16 protein-coding genes and 1 pseudogene are annotated in these 17,573 nt (G+C 45.2%); 3 read left to right on the forward strand and 14 right to left on the reverse strand.

Annotation, left to right across the window (positions count from 1 at the left end):
- Positions 1–170 precede the first annotated feature (170 nt).
- Entirely contained in the window at positions 171–767 is a 597-nt protein-coding gene (locus MKY12_RS31520; protein ID WP_339252538.1) for an MBL fold metallo-hydrolase, read from the forward strand.
- 237 nt (positions 768–1,004) lie between these two features.
- On the opposite strand, the gene MKY12_RS31525 is transcribed toward MKY12_RS31520, so the two are convergent.
- Positions 1,005–1,949, reverse strand: a complete 945-nt coding sequence (locus MKY12_RS31525) for an MBL fold metallo-hydrolase (RefSeq protein WP_339252540.1) — start codon at positions 1,947–1,949, stop codon at positions 1,005–1,007.
- Between the two features lie 188 nt (positions 1,950–2,137).
- Here MKY12_RS31525 and MKY12_RS31530 point away from each other — a divergent pair, with 188 nt between their 5' ends.
- Complete coding sequence (locus tag MKY12_RS31530) at positions 2,138–2,551, forward strand: MerR family transcriptional regulator (protein WP_339252542.1); 414 nt, start codon at positions 2,138–2,140, stop codon at positions 2,549–2,551.
- Between the two features lie 138 nt (positions 2,552–2,689).
- Here the strand turns inward: MKY12_RS31530 and MKY12_RS31535 are convergent, their stop codons facing one another.
- The 7 genes from MKY12_RS31535 to MKY12_RS31565 form a co-directional block, all read right to left on the reverse strand.
- Positions 2,690–4,933 carry a U32 family peptidase gene (locus MKY12_RS31535; RefSeq protein WP_339252544.1) on the reverse strand — a complete coding sequence of 748 codons (2,244 nt, stop codon included), beginning with the start codon at positions 4,931–4,933 and terminating at the stop codon, positions 2,690–2,692.
- Positions 4,934–5,100: 167 nt separating this feature from the next.
- Entirely contained in the window at positions 5,101–5,574 is a 474-nt protein-coding gene (locus tag MKY12_RS31540; RefSeq protein ID WP_339312156.1) for an alpha/beta hydrolase, read from the reverse strand.
- 246 nt (positions 5,575–5,820) lie between these two features.
- The gene (locus MKY12_RS31545; protein ID WP_339252548.1) at positions 5,821–8,412 is read right to left on the reverse strand and encodes an FtsX-like permease family protein; all 2,592 of its coding nucleotides are present in this window, start codon (positions 8,410–8,412) and stop codon (positions 5,821–5,823) included.
- Positions 8,409–9,092 carry an ABC transporter ATP-binding protein gene (locus MKY12_RS31550; RefSeq protein ID WP_036723022.1) on the reverse strand — a complete coding sequence of 228 codons (684 nt, stop codon included), beginning with the start codon at positions 9,090–9,092 and terminating at the stop codon, positions 8,409–8,411. Before MKY12_RS31550 ends, MKY12_RS31545 begins: the two co-directional genes overlap by 4 nt.
- A 24-nt stretch (positions 9,093–9,116) precedes the next feature.
- Positions 9,117–10,055 (reverse strand): VanZ family protein, encoded by a 939-nt coding sequence (locus MKY12_RS31555; RefSeq protein WP_339252550.1) that lies wholly within the window; start codon positions 10,053–10,055, stop codon positions 9,117–9,119.
- A 101-nt stretch (positions 10,056–10,156) separates the two neighbouring features.
- The gene (locus MKY12_RS31560) at positions 10,157–11,158 is read right to left on the reverse strand and encodes a HAMP domain-containing sensor histidine kinase (protein WP_339252552.1); all 1,002 of its coding nucleotides are present in this window, start codon (positions 11,156–11,158) and stop codon (positions 10,157–10,159) included.
- Positions 11,159–11,842 carry a response regulator transcription factor gene (locus MKY12_RS31565; RefSeq protein ID WP_339252554.1) on the reverse strand — a complete coding sequence of 228 codons (684 nt, stop codon included), beginning with the start codon at positions 11,840–11,842 and terminating at the stop codon, positions 11,159–11,161.
- 222 nt (positions 11,843–12,064) lie between these two features.
- Between MKY12_RS31565 and MKY12_RS31570 the strand changes: the two genes are divergently transcribed.
- Positions 12,065–12,907, forward strand: coding sequence for a sialate O-acetylesterase (locus MKY12_RS31570; RefSeq protein WP_339252556.1), 843 nt, complete (start codon positions 12,065–12,067; stop codon positions 12,905–12,907).
- 578 nt (positions 12,908–13,485) lie between these two features.
- Here MKY12_RS31570 and MKY12_RS31575 read toward each other — a convergent pair.
- From MKY12_RS31575 to MKY12_RS31600, 6 genes and pseudogenes are all read right to left on the reverse strand, one after another.
- Positions 13,486–13,743, reverse strand: a pseudogene (locus tag MKY12_RS31575) (CD3324 family protein); the annotation flags it as partial.
- Positions 13,744–13,754: 11 nt separating this feature from the next.
- Positions 13,755–14,459, reverse strand: a complete 705-nt coding sequence (locus MKY12_RS31580) for a hypothetical protein (RefSeq protein ID WP_339252558.1) — start codon at positions 14,457–14,459, stop codon at positions 13,755–13,757.
- A gap of 205 nt (positions 14,460–14,664) precedes the next feature.
- On the reverse strand, positions 14,665–15,075 hold the full coding sequence (locus MKY12_RS31585; RefSeq protein WP_339252560.1) for a hypothetical protein: 411 nt from the start codon (positions 15,073–15,075) through the stop codon (positions 14,665–14,667).
- Positions 15,076–15,420: 345 nt separating this feature from the next.
- Positions 15,421–16,287 (reverse strand): SDR family oxidoreductase, encoded by an 867-nt coding sequence (locus tag MKY12_RS31590; protein WP_339252562.1) that lies wholly within the window; start codon positions 16,285–16,287, stop codon positions 15,421–15,423.
- Positions 16,284–16,793 (reverse strand): hypothetical protein, encoded by a 510-nt coding sequence (locus tag MKY12_RS31595; RefSeq protein WP_339252564.1) that lies wholly within the window; start codon positions 16,791–16,793, stop codon positions 16,284–16,286. Before MKY12_RS31595 ends, MKY12_RS31590 begins: the two co-directional genes overlap by 4 nt.
- Before the next feature lie 128 nt (positions 16,794–16,921).
- The gene (locus tag MKY12_RS31600; protein ID WP_339252566.1) at positions 16,922–17,467 is read right to left on the reverse strand and encodes a MarR family transcriptional regulator; all 546 of its coding nucleotides are present in this window, start codon (positions 17,465–17,467) and stop codon (positions 16,922–16,924) included.
- Between the last annotated feature and the right edge of the window lie 106 nt (positions 17,468–17,573).

Raw genomic sequence — 17,573 nt, forward strand, 5'->3', positions numbered from 1 at the left:
TGACTAACACTCGACAAGCATACAAAAAAAACACTGACAGTTACGGTCAGTGTTTTTGACTCACCCTGAAATTTTTTTGAAGTAACTGATATACAGCATGAAACCTTAGTAAATGGTACTCACAAAGCTTATGACTGAGACAATATTCCTTTAACAAACAATGAGACACTGTGCTTGTAGAACTCTTCCTCAGTGATGAGATGGGACTGATATTGCCGGTGAATCAGCTCGCTCATCTGAAATCCGTAACACATCGAGAGAAAAGACATAGCGGTAAGGCGCTCATCCTGTCTAGCGATCACTTTTTTCTTCTGCAGGCGTTCAAAATATTCAACCAGCAGGGAGTGCAGCTTCACTGGCGGATCATCCAAAAACCCAGCGTCAAATTTTTTGAAGTCGCAGCTGGCGTCTTTGCCGGTATTTCGCCGTATCGCGGTATCAGTTGGGCTAATGCCGGGTTCATCAACAAGGGTGAAGGGCTGGTGTATGACACGTTTTTCGATTTGTTCCATGCACGGGAAATGCGGGAGGCTTATAAGGAAGTAAGCAACGGCGGCTCTCCCGCATATGTGGTGAACTCGCACTATAACAGTGATCATGCCTGGGGAAACAAAGTGTTTGAAGATGCTTGCATTATTATGCACAAGGAAGCCTCCAGAGAGCGTCTCACCGAGAATATCAGCTGGATGGACAACGTCATCAGAAGAGGTAAGGATTCTCTGGAATCGACTTCGGGTGATCAGCGAGTTCAACAAGCATTACAATGACGAAATTGATTCCTTGTCCTTGACCAAGCAAATTGATATTTCCCGCTTCCTTCATTGGATTCAGCCAGAACGCTTGTATGTTAATGTCAGTTCGCTGTCGCTTGGCATCTTCATCCTAGTATCCTCCCTGTGTTCATTCATTTATATACTATATAAATAGAGAATAACCTTGTTGATCAGGACCAAACCTGATGTTCTACAACTTGGTAGAATCTTATTGTAAGATTGCCGGCTGTCTCATCTGTTGTTTTGAACAAGCATACTGTTAAAGAGCCAGCGAAAGTTCCATCTGAAATACTGGGGCAGATGCCAATCCTCATACCCTTTTAATACACCTTGCTCCAGCCAGTAAGACTCTGATTGCCCGCTTGTTACAGCTCCAGCAACATAAGCGATCATTTTCTCCAAAAAGTGTATGACATCTGTGATACGATCTGAATTAGATATATCTCCATGTCCCGGAACGACAGTGTCGATCTTGAGATCTTGCTGCATGCGTTTAAGGATGCGTATCCAGGCGTACGGATTACCGTAGGGGATGACCGGAATGGTCTTAGTCGATACCAAATCACCTGTAATCAAAGTCCGCTCCTCTGGAACGTACACCACAGCATCACTTAAAGAATGACCGCCTCCATAAGACAACACTTCGATGGTTCGCTTTGTTCCCCGAATCACGAGTTTATCATCAAAGGTTATCTTGGGGATCACCCTGCGCAGGGAAGGGACCGTATCATACAGCGCACGCTGCACGGAAAGATCATAGCCGATTCCAGTGAGCATATGAGGATCTCTTTCCTGTGAACGCATGTGATCTAGACTAGTTATTAACCTGCGAATATTTTGTTGCATGACATCAATATTCACTTCACCCATATCAGCAAGCAAATCTCTTGTCCACACGGTAGATATCAATTCGCTGCTCATAAATTCCTGATTGCCGTTGACATGATCTCCATGGAAATGTGTATTCACTACATATTTGACCGGTTTGTTCGTTAATTGTTCGGCAGTATGACGTAACAAAGCAGCAGAGTGCGGCAGGTTGGTTGTATCCACTACCACGGTTAAATCCCCAAGATCAATAATGGCTGCATTCCCCAGAGAGCCGCTGCCGGGAACCGAAATAGCCCCCCAGATACCCTCCGATGCTTGCTGAATCGTGAAATATTCGTTGTTCATTGTTACACCCCTTTAGTGTTTGTTCCTGCATTCGAATGAGTAACGTTAACTTACAAGTTAGAGTCAACTGGAAGTCAAGAGTTTATTCAGTATAAGGTTGGGGCGAAGGTACACATTGGCTTTGAGCTAACTAAAGGCTGTATAATATCTTTCAATATCAGCTTTCAAAAAGGAGGAACAGAAATCCGATGCTCACCATCAGTCAAGTGTCAGAACAAACAGGACTAACTCCGTATACCATTCGTTATTATGAAAAAATCGGCGTACTACATGAACCCATGCGTAACAATGGAGGGGCACGTGTCTACCAAGAAAGCGAGGTTTCCTACATTCAATGTCTAAATAAACTAAAAAAATTGGGCTTATCGCTTGAGGAGATTACGGAATTTACTCGTGAGGGCTGTGTCATGGATAAAATTCAACAAGGGGAGAAACCTTCTACTTATAGTCCTACTTTAAAAAAGCGGATTGAAATCCTTGAGCAGCATCTGATGGAACTGGAATCCAAGCGACAAGAAATTGATTACATGATTTCTCTAGCCGAAGAGAAACTCACCCTATACCAGAAACTTACGAAAGAAGACATAGTAAATACTAGATAATCGCCAGTACAAATAAACCCGCAGAAGCCCGTTTACGCATCGTTCCGACCGGAGTGGGACTGCCCTGCTCCTATCGTCGATATGCTGTAAATGTAAGCAACTGCGAGCTTTTCTTCGAATGACCTTCTTTCAACCTACCTACACAATCTCTTTATTATAATGCCCTCTTGTGTCTGTTTCCTGATTAAAGACAGCATGATTCATGGAGCCGTTTAATTTGCCTGCGGCCATATGAATGACGTCCACAACCTGCTCTTTAGATTCAACGGTGAAGTTTAATCTCAGCGCCTCGATTCCTTGGATGTTCGGCAGCTCATCTAACAGATTAAGCGTCTTCCCGTTAAGAAGAGTCGCTGTGCAATCCTCATGGGACAGGATCGGGAACGTTCCTTGCTCATCTTTTAACTCATAGCTCTTCGTTCTGCAGACTCTGCATTGATTCATCTTTCTCATCGGACAATATTTGGTGAACATCAAAGGGGTCTTGCCATATACGATCATTTCCAGCGCGGGATAGCCGTCATTTTCTTCAACATAGGCATTCATTAAATCTTCAATTTGGCTCTTATTCAGTTCATACGATAAAGTGACCCGCTTGGCACCTAATTTATATAATTCATAGCAGCTAGTCGCATTAATAACATTTAGAGAATAGTCCGTAACAAACGGATTGGTATCTCTATAGTGATAAATTCCGCCATATCCGCCGATCAGCAGCTGCCCTTCTTTTTCCTCATAATCATTCTGATTTCGTCTAACCACATTCTCAAAATAGATCTCCTGAATTCCACAGCTCACGCAGGCATCATACTGTTCCTGATTCGTTACAGTGGCCGTAAGGTACGGCGTTACAGGGGCAAAGCTTATTTTCTCTTTTGCGTTCGCAGTCTTGGTTCTTCTCTGCTGGCTGTTAAGCTTCAAATCATATAAGCCCAGTACAATATCTCTTCTTGCGGCGTTTAACAGTTTAGCTGGAATAAACGCATTGCATTCCTCATAATCGACCTGATTAAGCTCGAATATCGTATCATTTAATCTGGAGAATTGCTTGATGACCTGGTCTTTGGTTGTTGGATTATTAATGGCTTCGCCTAGTGTTTCCTCGCTTTCATAGGAATAATTACAGCCTAAGCCCTCCGCCTCTATGACAAGCTTTGAACCTGGATATGCATATACTCTAATATCCAGGTTGAACCGCTTAAATTCTTTTTCCAGTGAGGCTTCTAATTCTTTGTTATAGAAATAATCCTTCGTTTTATAGACTACATCTCCCACAGACATCTTTTCTTTGATTTTGATATAGCAGACATCATCCGCTTTGTTGATTAATTCGCCAGCTTTATCGTACAGCTTGGCAACCATTAGATTAACATCTTCATTGTTGTGACTGATTCGGATGGTATCGTTCTGATTCAAAGGGCGGGTAAGTGTTATTTCATAGGTATCTTTAATCATCTTGCTGATGGTTCCAATCTCATAACCAAAGTTATTAGGTCTTGAGATGTTTGTAATATTTCTCCGGTCTTCGTGAAACAAATAGCCTTTGGTAAAGGTTCTATTGAAGGTTTTTTTCAGATGTTCTTTATCTTCTGCGGTGATTTTATGATCTAAGGCCATGCGGTATTTGGATACCACATTAGCCACATACGTAGGCACTTTCATCCGGCCTTCTATTTTCAGAGAATCAATTTCTTGTAAATCATGGGTATAATCGATCGTGTTCAAGTCCTTAGTCGATAAAATATAGCTTGTCCCTAAAGAGGTGCCTGTTGTCTTATCGATGAGCTCGTAAGCCTTACGGCATGAACCCACACATCTTCCGCGATTTGCGCACCGGTACCCGGTTAATCCTGACATCAGACAGTTTCCCGAATAAGATACACATAAAGCACCGTGCACGAAAATTTCTAAAGGAATGTCAGCCACCCTTTTGATCTCTTTGACTTTTTCAATCTCAACCTCACGGGACAGAACCACTCTTTTCGCACCAAGCTCTTTAAATAATAAAGTTCCGTCTACATCGTCGATTCCCATCTGAGTGGAACAATGCGCTTCCATATCATGAAAGTTGTTAACGATATAATTGAAAGCCGTCAGGTCCTGCACGATAATGCCATCCACACCGATTTCATTTAATTTGCGGATCTGCTGTTTCATCTCTTCAACTTCGTTTTCGTACACGATGGTATTCATCGTAACATAGATTTTAATGTCCCTCAGATGCGCATACGTCACAGCCTCTTGTAACGATTCTACATCAAAATTAGAGGAGTAGGCGCGTGCACCAAATTTTTGCATGCCTAAGTATACTGCATCACAACCATTAGATATCGCAGCCTTCAAAGCTTCCATATTCCCTGCCGGCGCTAATAATTCAGTCATAAATGATCCTTACCTCCTGCTTCAATAACTGCTTAAACTTAGCACCATTGATCATAGAATAAGAACTGCACTTAAGCTGCGGCAAAAAGCACAAGCCAATGGTTTGCAGCTTGTTACGGATATATGGAGCGGAATCGGGATGGCCATATGATCGCTCTCTACAATAGTTACGGTGTAGGATAAATCTCAGTAAGCTTCGCTTTTTTCAACTTCTCCATGAGTGTATCTACGGCCTTCATTACCTCTTCTGGCTGATGGTGCGGAATCATATGCGCCGCTGTGGGCAGTACCTTAAGCTCAGCATGAGGTAGTCCGCGGTTAAGCTTAAAGCTACATAAGGCATAGACCTCGTCCTCGTAATCCGCCGGAACGGGCTCCGGCGCAAAGGTAGCCTTCATTATGCTCCGCACCATGATTTTGCCCACCAAGGGGAACAAAATGTTCATCATCCCATGTCCCACAACAGGCATCATCACCAACCGGGAGAGGGGATCTCCCTTTTCAGCCGGATACCCTTCCTTATACATCCCGCCCGCCACCGTGACCACCCCTGCCACTTGATTGGGATATAAGGACGCATACATCAACACCAATAGTGCGCTCCAGGAATGGCCGACCAGAACCGGCTTCTCCACCCCCATGCAAGAAAACAATCGGCCTCCCTTCACCTTCATCCAGATAATGAACTGGAAGGCCATTGACCCTGACAAACTTCCCCGCCGGGGGGAACCGGAGCTCCCTTTTCTTGTAGCTATAACGGTTGTATAGATATACAACAAGTAACATCACCAACGCGATGATAACGATCATTGTCCTCACGCATAGTCCTGCAAACTTAGGCAAGCATTGCAGGGTATTTTAAAGATGGTTGCTGTATCCCAAGTAAATCATATATTCTCTTGCTTTAATGCATCAATAATATTCTCCTTTTTTATTTTAGCTCCGGAATAAACAACCGCAGAGCTGACAATGACAAATACACACACAATGACAGACAGAATGCTCATCCAGGGCAGGGTGAACCCATAGCTGAATTTGTTCGCAAAGGCTCTATAGATCAGAACCATCACGGCGAAACTGACAGGAAGCCCATACAAGAGCGACTTGACCCCATAATAAACACTCTCATAGTTCAGCATTTTGGCAAACCCCTTTGGCGTCGCGCCTACGGATTTCAGCATCGCAAATTCCCGTTTGCGAAGAGCCAGCCCTGTTGAGATCGTATTAAAGATGTTCGCAACGGAAATCACAGAGATTAATACGATAAATCCGTAAGAAAAGACGTTCATCAGCAGAATCTGTTGTTCTTCTCTTATTCTGAATTGATATGCATTGTAGACATTCAGATGGGTCTCGTTCATCGCTTCAATTTCCTGCTGCGTTTTCACCGGTTCCGTGCTCTTCAAATGGAGGTACATCGGAGCGTTAGCCAGCTCCTCGCCGTCTGCCAGCCGCTTCATGACGCGTTCCGACACGATCATATTTAACCCGCCTACGCCTAACGGGCTCATCCCCATCGGTGCCTTATCCGTCAATGCGGCAATTATCACTTGATTTGTCTTCGCTTCTTCCCCGCTCGCTTTAAAAAAACTCGTTAGCTCGATAGGTTGTCCGATATTCGCATATATGGACTTCGTCTGAATATATTTCCCCGTATCTATATCTTTGTAATGAATCGTATCCATCACGATTGCGGCGGGATGATCCAGATCCGTAAGCTGTTCGTAATCTGCGTGAGCCGCTCTGGCATAGGCTTGCAGGCTCGAATCATTCAGTGCATAGAGCTTAATTTCGTAAGGGTATTTCCCGTCTTGCAGCATACTCCTATCCTGCTTAACCTTCTCCTGCAATTCGTCGGCGATGCTTGCTGCATCGACCCAAGCGTTCCTGACTATTTCATGACTCACGTTGTATTCCGTGACGCCATCCAGAGATACAAGCGATTGCATCAACCGCTCATCTAGTCTTTCGCCATTACTGGGCGACACTTCAATATCGTAATCGATGCCTTGCAGCGACAATGCCAGAGATTGTGTCAGGCCAGCCGTGAAAAACGATATCGTCAAAAACAAAACGATGCTGATGACAAGCGAAAAAAGAATAACATGATGTCTTCGTTTGTTCCTTTTTAAGTTTTTCAGCCCGATTTCGGCTTCGATTCCGAAGAGCTTACGAATGATCTTCGACGTCTTCACTGCTTTGCCCGTAAGCTTTACGTCAGTGGTTTGGCGAATCGCGTCCATGGGAGATACCCTGGAGGCTTTAACCGCCGGGAGATACGCCGAAACGAAAATCGTCAGCATCGAAACAAGACAAGTCATCAAGAGCAATAACGGCGTGACGATCAGCCTCAGCTTTTCACTGGTCCATAATGCCCCTTCAATCATTGTGTTCATGAACGAGAAGGTGATTCCGATGCCGGCAAGACCGCATAAGATGCCAATAGGAATGCTGATCAAACCAATGATGATCCCTTCAAAGAATACGGAATTTCGCTTCTGCCTTTTCGTCGCCCCCACGCTCGCGAGCATCCCTAAATAGCGGGAACGTTCCGAGACGGATATCGCAAAGGCGTTATAGATGAGTCCAACCGAGCCAATGATAATGGTCCCCATAAGGATTGCCGATAATGAGAACATCATGCTGGATGAGGCTCCGCTGCTGGACAAGCCATAATAATGAAGCAAATCGTTATTATATTGGACAGTGTGAATTTGGTTTGTCTCAGCCAGCTTCTCCGCATGTGCGAACAAGAACGGATTGACCTGCTTCAAGACCACCGACGCATCGACCCGATCCTCTCCCCCGATGATTTGATCATCGACATAGCTAATGATCGTATAAGCCGGGGCCCAAGCCGTTTCCGACACCGGACGTTTAATGAAACCTACCACCGTATAATCCTTAATTACGCTATGTTGTAATGTCTCGGTCAATGTGCCGTCTTTCCTGCGCAGCGGTGCCGTCTGATCCAGGGGATGATCGCCCCCTTGTTCGAATCGGTCGCCGACGCGAAGCGTTAGACGGTCACCGATTTCGTACTTCACTTTGCCATTTGTTGCAACAGACTCGGAGATCACAATCTCCTTGTCCGTGTGCGGAAGACGTCCCTTGCTTATTTCAATCTGAAATTGTGTGAACCCTTGCTTATCATATTCCTTAATGAACAAGTACGGCTTATTGGAATTTTGTCCCCCTTCTAATGGGGCATACCCAAGGTCTCTTGTGATGGCAACCGTTTTGGTTGCATCATCGCCCTGTATCGCTGCAAGCTGTTTCTTGGTTATATCCTGATACTGAATATGCCACTCCCCTGTATCTGAGATCGTTTGTCTGATCATTAAATCTGCAAAGGAAAAAATAAGCGTAATGACAGCGGTCATCATGGATACCGAAATAATTACGCCAAAAATAGTCACAAGTGTTCGTCTCTTGTTCTGCTTCAGATGCCGGATGGTTAATGTGTTGACAATATTCATCGCCTGATCACCTCGTTTTTGGCAATCCTCCCATCTTCAATCGAAATGATTCGGTCGGCTTGCAGGGCAATCCGTTCGTCATGCGTGATTACGATCAGTGTCTGATGATACGTCTTATTCAGCATTTTCAATAAAACGATGATCTCGCTGCTATTCCTGCTGTCCAGATTCCCGGTGGGTTCGTCGGCCAGCATGATCGCAGGATTGCCGATGATCGCCCTGCCAATCGAGACACGCTGCTGCTGTCCACCGGATAGCTGATTCGGCAGATGGTTTAACCGATGCTGCAAATTCAGCGTATTCACAAGATCAGCCAATTGCTTTTGATCTACCTTTTGTTGATCCAGCAAGAGCGGCAGCGTAATATTCTCTTCCACCGTCAGGACGGGAATCAGATTGAAAAACTGGTAGATCAGCCCGATTTGCCTGCGTCTGAAGATGGCCAGCTGTGTTTCGTCCAAGGTATACATATCCGTATCCTGAACATACACTTTCCCGCCAGTCGGTCGATCCACACCGCCCAGCATATGAAGGAGTGTCGATTTCCCCGATCCGGAAGGTCCGATAATTGCGACGAATTCACCTTTTTGGACCGAAAAGGAAACATCATCAAGCGCCTTTACCGCCGATTCGCCTGTGCCGTATATTTTGGACAAATTTTCAATGGTTAATATCTCCATTCCCATCCCTCCTTCCCCAGATGCTCAATTCCAGGTATACACCATCTCTCTATATCCAACATCCCACAGGGTTTCATTCCCCTCAATGGTTATCTTAAGCTCATTAGCCCCGGTGAGATGAAGGATCCTATTATCCGGCTCATGGGACTGATCTTCTGCAGATACAGACAGGAGCTCCTGCCCGTCAACGGTAACCTTTAGGCTGCCCTGAACATCCTTATGATCAGGAATTCCATAATTCAAGCTAAGATACAGTTCTCCCTTATTGTCTAGCGAATACGTATATGTTTCCTTCTTGTTACCTTCGGTGCCATACACATTATACTTAGGTGTCACGTCTTTACCGCCAATCTTAAGACGGTCCTGTTTGGTTCCCGTTAATCGATTTCCAGTACTATCTTTCCATTCGTTTATCGCTACAAAAGGGGCCAACTCTTTGGTGAACACTTGATCAACTACTCCGAAGACCCCCCACACGCCGAGCATTAAGACAGCACTGGCAATTCCCGTAGCAGTGATATTTCTCCAGTAGTTTTTTGTACGGAAGCCAATCTTGTAGCCCCCGAATCCAATAGCAGCGCCCACTGAGTTCGTTATGACGTCGTTCATGTCAAAGCTGCCGAGGAATGTTAGGGCCTGGATGGTCTCCAGCACAAGAATGGACAGGATAAACCCTGCCATGAAGCGAACAAAGCTGGTGCGGTATAACAGCGGAAACAGTATGCCAAAAGGTATGAAGGCTGCAAAGTTTCCAATACCTACCAAGTCCATCAGTGTCGGATGTAGAAGATCGGAAAGACCCGGCACCCTAAAAAAACCGTCCGGCAAAAAAATAAAGGTGTACTGACTGGTTTGATCTACCGTATCCGCTCTGCCGAAAGCAAAAAGCATAAAATAAAGAATAATCAGGGTGTAACCTATCGTGATAAAAAAAGTAATCTTGCGCTGCTGCTTCATTTGCATGGTTGTACCTCCATCGTTCATCTGATGAATATCATTTTACCTGTCCAAAATGACTTTACAGTGACGATGGAGGTGACAATTCAGTCACTTACGGAGTGCTGTTAAATGACATGCTTATAAAATTTGATCCGAAACTCTGTACCGGTCCCGCTGTCGCTCGTTACATCAATCACGCCGTTCTGGCTTGCAATGATGCTGTGAGCCATCGCAAGCCCTATACCGATGCTTCCTTCATTAGCATTCTTTCCTTTATAAAAACGTTTGAATATATAAGGCAAATCCTCTTTCGGTATGCCCACTCCGTTGTCAGCAATAACGATTTCCGTAAATAGCATGTTGTCGGAAAATGTGATGGTAATCGCACCGCCCTCAGGGGTATGCTCCACTCCATTCTTCAAAATATTGATAACCGCTTCAGCAGTCCAATGGAAATCGCCGTCAAAAGAGACGTTGTCATCCCCTGTGATGGAGACGGTCTGGCCCTTAATATCCATCGGAATCATAACCGGCTCCAGTGCCTTTTGGATTAGGGTTTTCATGTGTATTCGATCTTTTTTGAACGGGATCGTTCCCGCATCCATTTTCGCTAGCTTTAATAAGGATGAAACCAGCCAATCGATCCGTTCAAGCTGAATGCGGATATGATGGGTGAACTCCGTTCTTTTGAGTGGAGGCAGATCAGGGGCACTTAACAGATCTGCCATGACTGTCATAGAGGTGATCGGTGTTTTGAGTTGATGTGAAATATCGGAGATGGCATCGGTCAGTTGAAGCTTATCCTGCTGCAATAACGAACGATGCTCGGAGAGCATGCGTGTCACCTTGTAAATATCATTCTTTAAGATGCTAAGCTCCCCTTCTTGATTATCGCGAGGGTCAAGGGAGGCCTGGCCGCTGCTAATCTCCCGCAAATAGACGGACAGCTTCTCTAGCTCGTAATATCTCCGTTTTGTGAATAATACAGCGGTGCCGGTAAGCAGCACGGATACAATAATAACCAGGGCTGCGGCGGCAGACGAAATGAAAGCAGCAATGACGATCGCCGATAAGCTGATTGAGCCCATGACGAGCAATAACAATAGATTTTCCCGATTGCGCAGCATCTAATCACCAACCTTATAGCCTAAACCGCGTACCGTTTTGATCAGAGCCGGCTGCTCCGGATTATCCTCCAGCTTTTCCCTTAGCCTTTTGATATAGACCGTTAACGTGTTGTCATTCACGAAGTCGCCCGCCACGTCCCAGATTTGCTCCAAGAGCTGATTCCTGGTGAGGACCTGTCCAACATGGTTGCCAAAGATCAGCAATAAGCGGTATTCCAGGGCGGTTAGCGAAATTTCGGCACCGTTTTTATATACTTTGCCTTCCAGTGTATGGATGCGCACATTGTCAATGTCGATGACCGCTCCGGCGTGGGACAGCTTCTGGTATCTCCGCAAGACGGATTTGATCCTGGAGAGAAGCTCGCGAACCCGAAATGGTTTGGTAATGTAATCATCGGCTCCCATATCGAGCCCCATCACGACATTGACCTCATCATCAATCACCGTTAAGAAAATGACCGGAATATCCCGCCGTTCCTTCACCATCTTGCATAATTCATAGCCAGTTCCGTCTGGAAGCTGTAAATCGAACAGGCACAAAGTGAACTGATCGATGTCTTCGGCGAGCATCTTTCGGGCTGAAGCGGCATTATGGCAGAGAACAGTCCAATAACCCTCTTGCTGCAGTGAATATTCCAGTCCCGACGCGATCGTCTTATCATCTTCAACTAATAATATTTTCATCTGAAGGTCATCCTTATGATTGATTTTAGAACATTTAATGAATTCCACGGATTCGTTTCTTTATAGTGATAAATGCCGCCATATCCTCCGATTAGCAGCTGCCCTTCTTGCTCATTATAATCATTCTGATTTCTTCTAACCACATTCTCAAAATAGATTTCCTTAATTCCACAGCAATGATCCAATTAGTCTATAATAGTTAGGTAAAGGAATGAGGATTAAATGATAAAATCATTTTTAATGTTAGGTCAATCTAATATGGCAGGCCGTGGATTCTTGCATGAAGTCGACCCTATATATAATGAAAAAATCAAAATGCTGCGGAATGGACAGTGGCAGATGATGACAGAGCCGATTAATTATGACCGTCCGGTCTCCGGTGTAAGCCTGGCGGCGTCTTTCGCCGATGCCTGGTCGAACGCCAATCCTAATGAAGAAATTGGTTTGATTCCTTGTGCAGAAGGCGGCAGTTCTTTGAATGATTGGCATCCGGAGGGCATCCTTTTTCAGCATGCTTTGTCCGAAGCCCGCTTCGCCTTGCGGTCCAGTCAAATCTCCGGAATTCTTTGGCACCAGGGTGAGAGCGACAGTTATCATTCGCTGCATGAAACTTATTACGAGAAATTAACCCTGATCATCGAGACCCTAAGAAACGAATTGAAGCTTGATGAGGTGCCGTTGATCATTGGCGGACTTGGTGATTTCCTTGGGAAGACTGGTTTTGGACAGCAAGCAACAGAGTATAGACAGATCAATGAACAATTGCAGCGCTTCGCTAACGAACAGCCAAATTGTTATTTTGTAACAGCGGCAGAGTTAACCGCGAATCCTGATGGAATTCATATAAACGCGGTATCGCAGCGCAAATTCGGCTACCGCTATTTCGAAGCTTTTTCGAACAAGTGTCATGTCTTGGAGCCCCTCCGGGGAGAGGAGCAATCGCTGAAAGTGGAGCGCGACTATTCGAAAACAGAACAGATCTACCTTCATAGCATGGATTTGGCTTTGGGTAAAATTACTTACGCCGAATTCGAGGCGCAGATGGTGAAGGTTATGCAGCCCTGATCCCTTTCGCTTAAAGGGTCTATCGGCGAAAACAAAGGGCGGCCTGGAAGGCCGCCACTGTTGTTTATACTATGAATAGATAGGCTTGATTCATAATGATTCTTTATAGTAATTCCTTCAGTCCTTGGCGGGATGACCCATTTCATGCTTTATTTGACAAAAAATAATACAGTTCCAAAATGATTCGTAAACCTCTTATAATCGGTAACCTCCCGCAACACGATAATGGTCGGGTACGAATTAACCTTGCGTTGGATTAGTCCAGCCAATATCTCCTTCTGTTCGGTACAGTAAAACTTCCCTTGATGATACTCAATGATAAGAGGCGGTAGAGCGGAATGATCTTCGGTTACATTCACATGGGAGTTACTGATATCGAATTCATCCCTTTGAATAAGACGCAATGGAAACTTTACGACCCCAAAATAGATTTGGTCTACAACGGCATTTTCTGTATGGACAGATGCGTTTTTAGAAAGCTGCCAATAGCAGTACATCCACTCTTCAAGTATCCCGCCATTCGCATATTCCACAGCTGACTCAATAGTCGGGGCATATGCTGCGTAGTCAGTCTGTTTCTTCGAGTAAAGGATTTTTTTAATTGAATCCAAAGATAAGAAGTATTCGTCAGCAAGCTCCGACACGGTACGTCCATGGGCGTACTTGTTGCGAATCATACGATTTCTTCTCTGCAACTGCTCCCGGTAACCGGAGGCTGCACCCCAAGCTTTCTTTTCCTCTCCAGCGGGGATGTAAATAAGTTTACCTGAGGCGTACTTTTGAACTTCTCTCAATAGTTCCTCTGGAAGGATGTCACTGCCATTCTCATATTTCATGTTATCACCGTCTACAAAGCGTAAATTCGATCTTTTAGTTCGCTGATAGATTTCATCATACTTGTACACGATTCTGTATCGTCGATCGATGCGTGCCAGCGCAATCCATCTATCCCTTTATAATACGCCATACATAAGAACCTTTCCTTGAAGTCGGGAATGATGATTTTCCGATTCTTGCAGTACTCCATGAGAAGCTCCGGTATTCGCAGATAAGGCTTGTTTAAGTCCATGATTGCAAAATCGATCAGGCAGTCTCCAATGCCAGAGTAGCTCCAGTCGGGAAACCCCACCGTGGTTTTCCCATCCGTAATCATGTTGATGAAAAACGTAAAGTTATTTACTAAATAACGTCTGCCCTCGCAATAAGGAATTCGCGCCTCCATCTCTTTGTAGTACTGTTCAAAGAAATCCCGTTGCAAAACCGTCGTTCCGAACATGTCCCTCCAATTATACCAATACCCTTCTTTGTGCTCAGCAAACGTGTCGATCAGAAAATCTCTGCAACTCTCATATTCAGGTGTGCCATCCTCGTTGAACCGTCCGTAGCCCCCTATTCCCGATATGTCAGACGTATGAATTTCAAATAGACTGTCAAATATCAGCTCGTGACAATCCTTGAATTGTTCGGGGCTTAATTGATCGGCCACGAACCCATTTGGGGTCATATTGACCTTATCGGATAGCATGGACCGCAAAAAATCATCTTTACTCATCTTCTCATCTCCTTAACTTGATTCACAACTCACTGCCATCAGGTGCGCATCTGATATGTAAAATCATAGCATTGGATAGATTTAGGGAATAGGCAATCAATGGCTTAAAGCGACTTTACACAGGTTAAAAAACTTGCCCCTACTTATAATATGTACTGAAGGCCACCGAAGTAAATCGGCAGCCTTTGCAATTATGCATTCAGCTTCAGTTCTGCTTGCTCCTAAAATACTCTGCTGTTTCATGAATTTCATCATTTTCTGAGAATAATCCTCGATCAATAAATACTTTTAATAATTCTGGAGCTACCTCTCGTGTCACTTCTAGTAATCTAATGTATTGCCATTCGTCCGCCCAATCAATACTTCTATTAACAACTTCAGGATAGTATTGTGTCAACCACTTGAGTGGTATTTTCTTAATAGCATCTCTTGCTAAAGTAATTACAGTTATGTTCTGACTCTCGCAAGCATAATTAACAAGAACCCCAAGCACTTTCATTCCAATTTCAATTGGCATCTGGTCGAGGGTTTTTAGACTTTCATAGGCATCCGGGAGTACTTTGTCAAGCGCTTTGCGTAACTGTAACTCGTAGGGATCAACTAATTGGCTGTCCATTATATTCACCTCCTGACGTTAAAGAAATACCGAACATTTTAAACGGATTCGTTTAACCATGTTTCCGTTCCCACCTTTGATGTTATTTTAGAATGTTTTTCTCCAAGTGTATATGAACCCAAAAAAGATAATACTCCGTAAAAGTACTTTATTTAAAATCCTCCATTATTTTGTAATTCCAAAAAGCTCGCAAAAGTCCGTTTGCTCCATCTTCGCTGCTACGCGTGACCCCGCCTCAACCCATGTCCTTCAAGGCTCCGTTCCAAGCCTGCTGCGGGATTTTCCGAAAAACTTGCCCCTACTTATGATACGGTTCACCGGAATGTTCCTTAAACTAAGGTACCTCTACCGGAAATTGTTTACACACTCCTGCAGAAAGGCTTCCAGCTTACGCGGCTCTCTGCCGAGCAGGCGACTCACAGTGTCATTTGGACTTTCTGGAACCACCCTGGACATGGATTGAATCTCCACAACATGGTTCGCAAGCCATGGAGGCATATTCCCGTGTTCAATAAGATTACGGAGTAGTTCTTCGGGTTCCATATTGATGTAACTTATTGGCCGATTGAGCAAGGCGGATAGTCGTTCCGCGATCTGTGGATAGCTGAAAAGCTCTGCACCCGTAAGCGTATATATTTGGCCTGAGACCTCAGGGTTAGTTAGAGCTTCTGCGGCAACATCTGCGATATCACGGCAGTCAATGAAGTTACACGGAGAATTGCCCATGGAGCCGAAGAAAACATTTTGAGTTGTAATCGTTGGTGCAAAGCGCATTAGATTTTGCATGAATGCATATGGGCGCAACACGGTGGAGGTAAGACCTGATTCCCTTAGCACTTTCTCAATTTCTTGATGCCAGCCCGCCACTGCTACTGGGGAGCTCTGCTCAAAGGCAGGGCTGGATATTTTCACGATGTGCTCGATTCCAGATTCGCCTGCAATCTGAATGATTGAAGTTTCCAATTCGATTTGTCTTGGACTGTTGGACATAGCGAGGAAGAGCTGGCTGGCACCTGTAAAGGCGCAGCGCAGCGATTCGGGGTCAGCAGCATCTGCCCATACGACCTCGATAGCCCACGACCCCTTTTCTCCGATCTGCTTACGCAACTTCTCTGGCTCTCTGCTCAGAGCCCTGGCGGGCACGCCAAGATCAGCCAAACGTTCCACCAGCGCACTGCCTATCATACCTGTTGCTCCCATAATAACTATCATTTTTTTCTTCTCCTTTTGGATGTCAAATGGGTTGTGGCGGCAAGACGCCACCGCCATGTCACTATCGTGCTGGCTATGAATCCAGACAACGGGAAATCGATCCAGGCGCGATCGACCCAGGCCATGTGATGGCCCGGTATCATAAGTTCTAGTACACCAGATGTCACCCATGCCGCGCATAGGCCAAACAAGGACCCGGCTATTGCTAACCCTCCTACCACAACCAAGCGAGGTGCACCTGTGACCCATCGCATATGGCCCACTCGGCTGCGCAACAAAAGGCCAATTATCAAGGCCATCAAGGCCGATGCACCGCCGATTGTGGTTAATGCTCCGATTTGAAGCCCCCTATCAGCAGTAACCAATCCCCCAATACCTGCCATGATGGCAGGAGCAGCATAGGCCATTACAACTTCACGCCATAGTGCAAAGGGCTTTTTCCTGGAACCCACAGTCTTGATACCGTAAGCATCATCTGTTGGATTCGGGTATTTCATCTGGTTCATTTCGTTGCCCCTTCTTTCTTCGAGATCAATCCATTTGAGTGCTTTCAGCGAGATATAATTAGGAGCCTAACTATATAGGAGTAAAAATAGGCTAGCATGACTAGCCCATTCTACTCAATACTGATGTTTCACTTTGGTTTCGAGCCTGGTTCGTCCGTAAGTGCAGAGATGCCTTGTGTAACCCGGCCTAGCAAGTCGAGGAATACGGTGCGCTCGTCTATACTGAGTAAGCCCACCGTGGCCTCCAGCCAAGCGAAATGCTCAGGAGCCATTTCACGTAGCTTCTTCGCTCCTTCTTCCGTCAAAATAACCGATCTCTGGCGGCCATCCTTTGAGCTTAACCGCCTAGATACTAGGCCATCTCGTTCAAGAATGTCGATCAGACCAGTCACTGTAGCACGTGTAACGCCTAGATGCTCTGCTAATTGCGAAGGCAGCTCTTCTCCTTCGTAATCCTCGAGATCTGCCAATACACGATATCGACCTGTTGATAAGCCGAATCTGGAGAAATGAATCTCCGAGGCCTGACCAAGCTGGGCTCCCGCTGCCATTAGCCTAGATGCGACGAGTATAGCCTGTGCGTCTATGTCTAGGTTATAGCGATCAATCTGACGCTGAGATTGTACAAGGGAGGGAATAGCCTCCATGTCATTTATTTTTCTATTGTTGTTCATAGATATAGTATGGTACCTAATTACTTTCGTGTCAACCAGCTATCTTTAATTCATGTCGTCTGCGATCCGCTCATGCGCTTTTTGACCACTGATCCCGACAGGAATG

Source organism: Paenibacillus sp. FSL M7-0896, from assembly GCF_037975415.1.
Lineage (GTDB): Bacteria > Bacillota > Bacilli > Paenibacillales > Paenibacillaceae > Paenibacillus_AQ > Paenibacillus_AQ silagei.

Excerpts from the sequence above, each read along its gene's own strand:
- MKY12_RS31550 (WP_036723022.1), bottom strand. The coding sequence starts at position 9,092 with ATGGAGATATTAACCATTGAAAATTTGTCCAAAATATACGGCACAGGC.
- MKY12_RS31565 (WP_339252554.1), bottom strand. The coding sequence starts at position 11,842 with ATGAAAATATTATTAGTTGAAGATGATAAGACGATCGCGTCGGGACTG.
- MKY12_RS31555 (WP_339252550.1), bottom strand. The coding sequence starts at position 10,055 with ATGCAAATGAAGCAGCAGCGCAAGATTACTTTTTTTATCACGATAGGT.
- MKY12_RS31535 (WP_339252544.1), bottom strand. The coding sequence starts at position 4,933 with ATGACTGAATTATTAGCGCCGGCAGGGAATATGGAAGCTTTGAAGGCT.
- MKY12_RS31595 (WP_339252564.1), bottom strand. The coding sequence starts at position 16,793 with ATGAACCAGATGAAATACCCGAATCCAACAGATGATGCTTACGGTATC.
- MKY12_RS31530 (WP_339252542.1), top strand. The coding sequence starts at position 2,138 with ATGCTCACCATCAGTCAAGTGTCAGAACAAACAGGACTAACTCCGTAT.
- MKY12_RS31570 (WP_339252556.1), top strand. The coding sequence starts at position 12,065 with ATGATAAAATCATTTTTAATGTTAGGTCAATCTAATATGGCAGGCCGT.
- MKY12_RS31585 (WP_339252560.1), bottom strand. The coding sequence starts at position 15,075 with ATGGACAGCCAATTAGTTGATCCCTACGAGTTACAGTTACGCAAAGCG.
- MKY12_RS31600 (WP_339252566.1), bottom strand. The coding sequence starts at position 17,467 with ATGAACAACAATAGAAAAATAAATGACATGGAGGCTATTCCCTCCCTT.
- MKY12_RS31545 (WP_339252548.1), bottom strand. The coding sequence starts at position 8,412 with ATGAATATTGTCAACACATTAACCATCCGGCATCTGAAGCAGAACAAG.
- MKY12_RS31580 (WP_339252558.1), bottom strand. The coding sequence starts at position 14,459 with ATGAGTAAAGATGATTTTTTGCGGTCCATGCTATCCGATAAGGTCAAT.
- MKY12_RS31525 (WP_339252540.1), bottom strand. The coding sequence starts at position 1,949 with ATGAACAACGAATATTTCACGATTCAGCAAGCATCGGAGGGTATCTGG.
- MKY12_RS31590 (WP_339252562.1), bottom strand. The coding sequence starts at position 16,287 with ATGATAGTTATTATGGGAGCAACAGGTATGATAGGCAGTGCGCTGGTG.
- MKY12_RS31560 (WP_339252552.1), bottom strand. The coding sequence starts at position 11,158 with ATGCTGCGCAATCGGGAAAATCTATTGTTATTGCTCGTCATGGGCTCA.
- MKY12_RS31540 (WP_339312156.1), bottom strand. The coding sequence starts at position 5,574 with ATGGGGGTGGAGAAGCCGGTTCTGGTCGGCCATTCCTGGAGCGCACTA.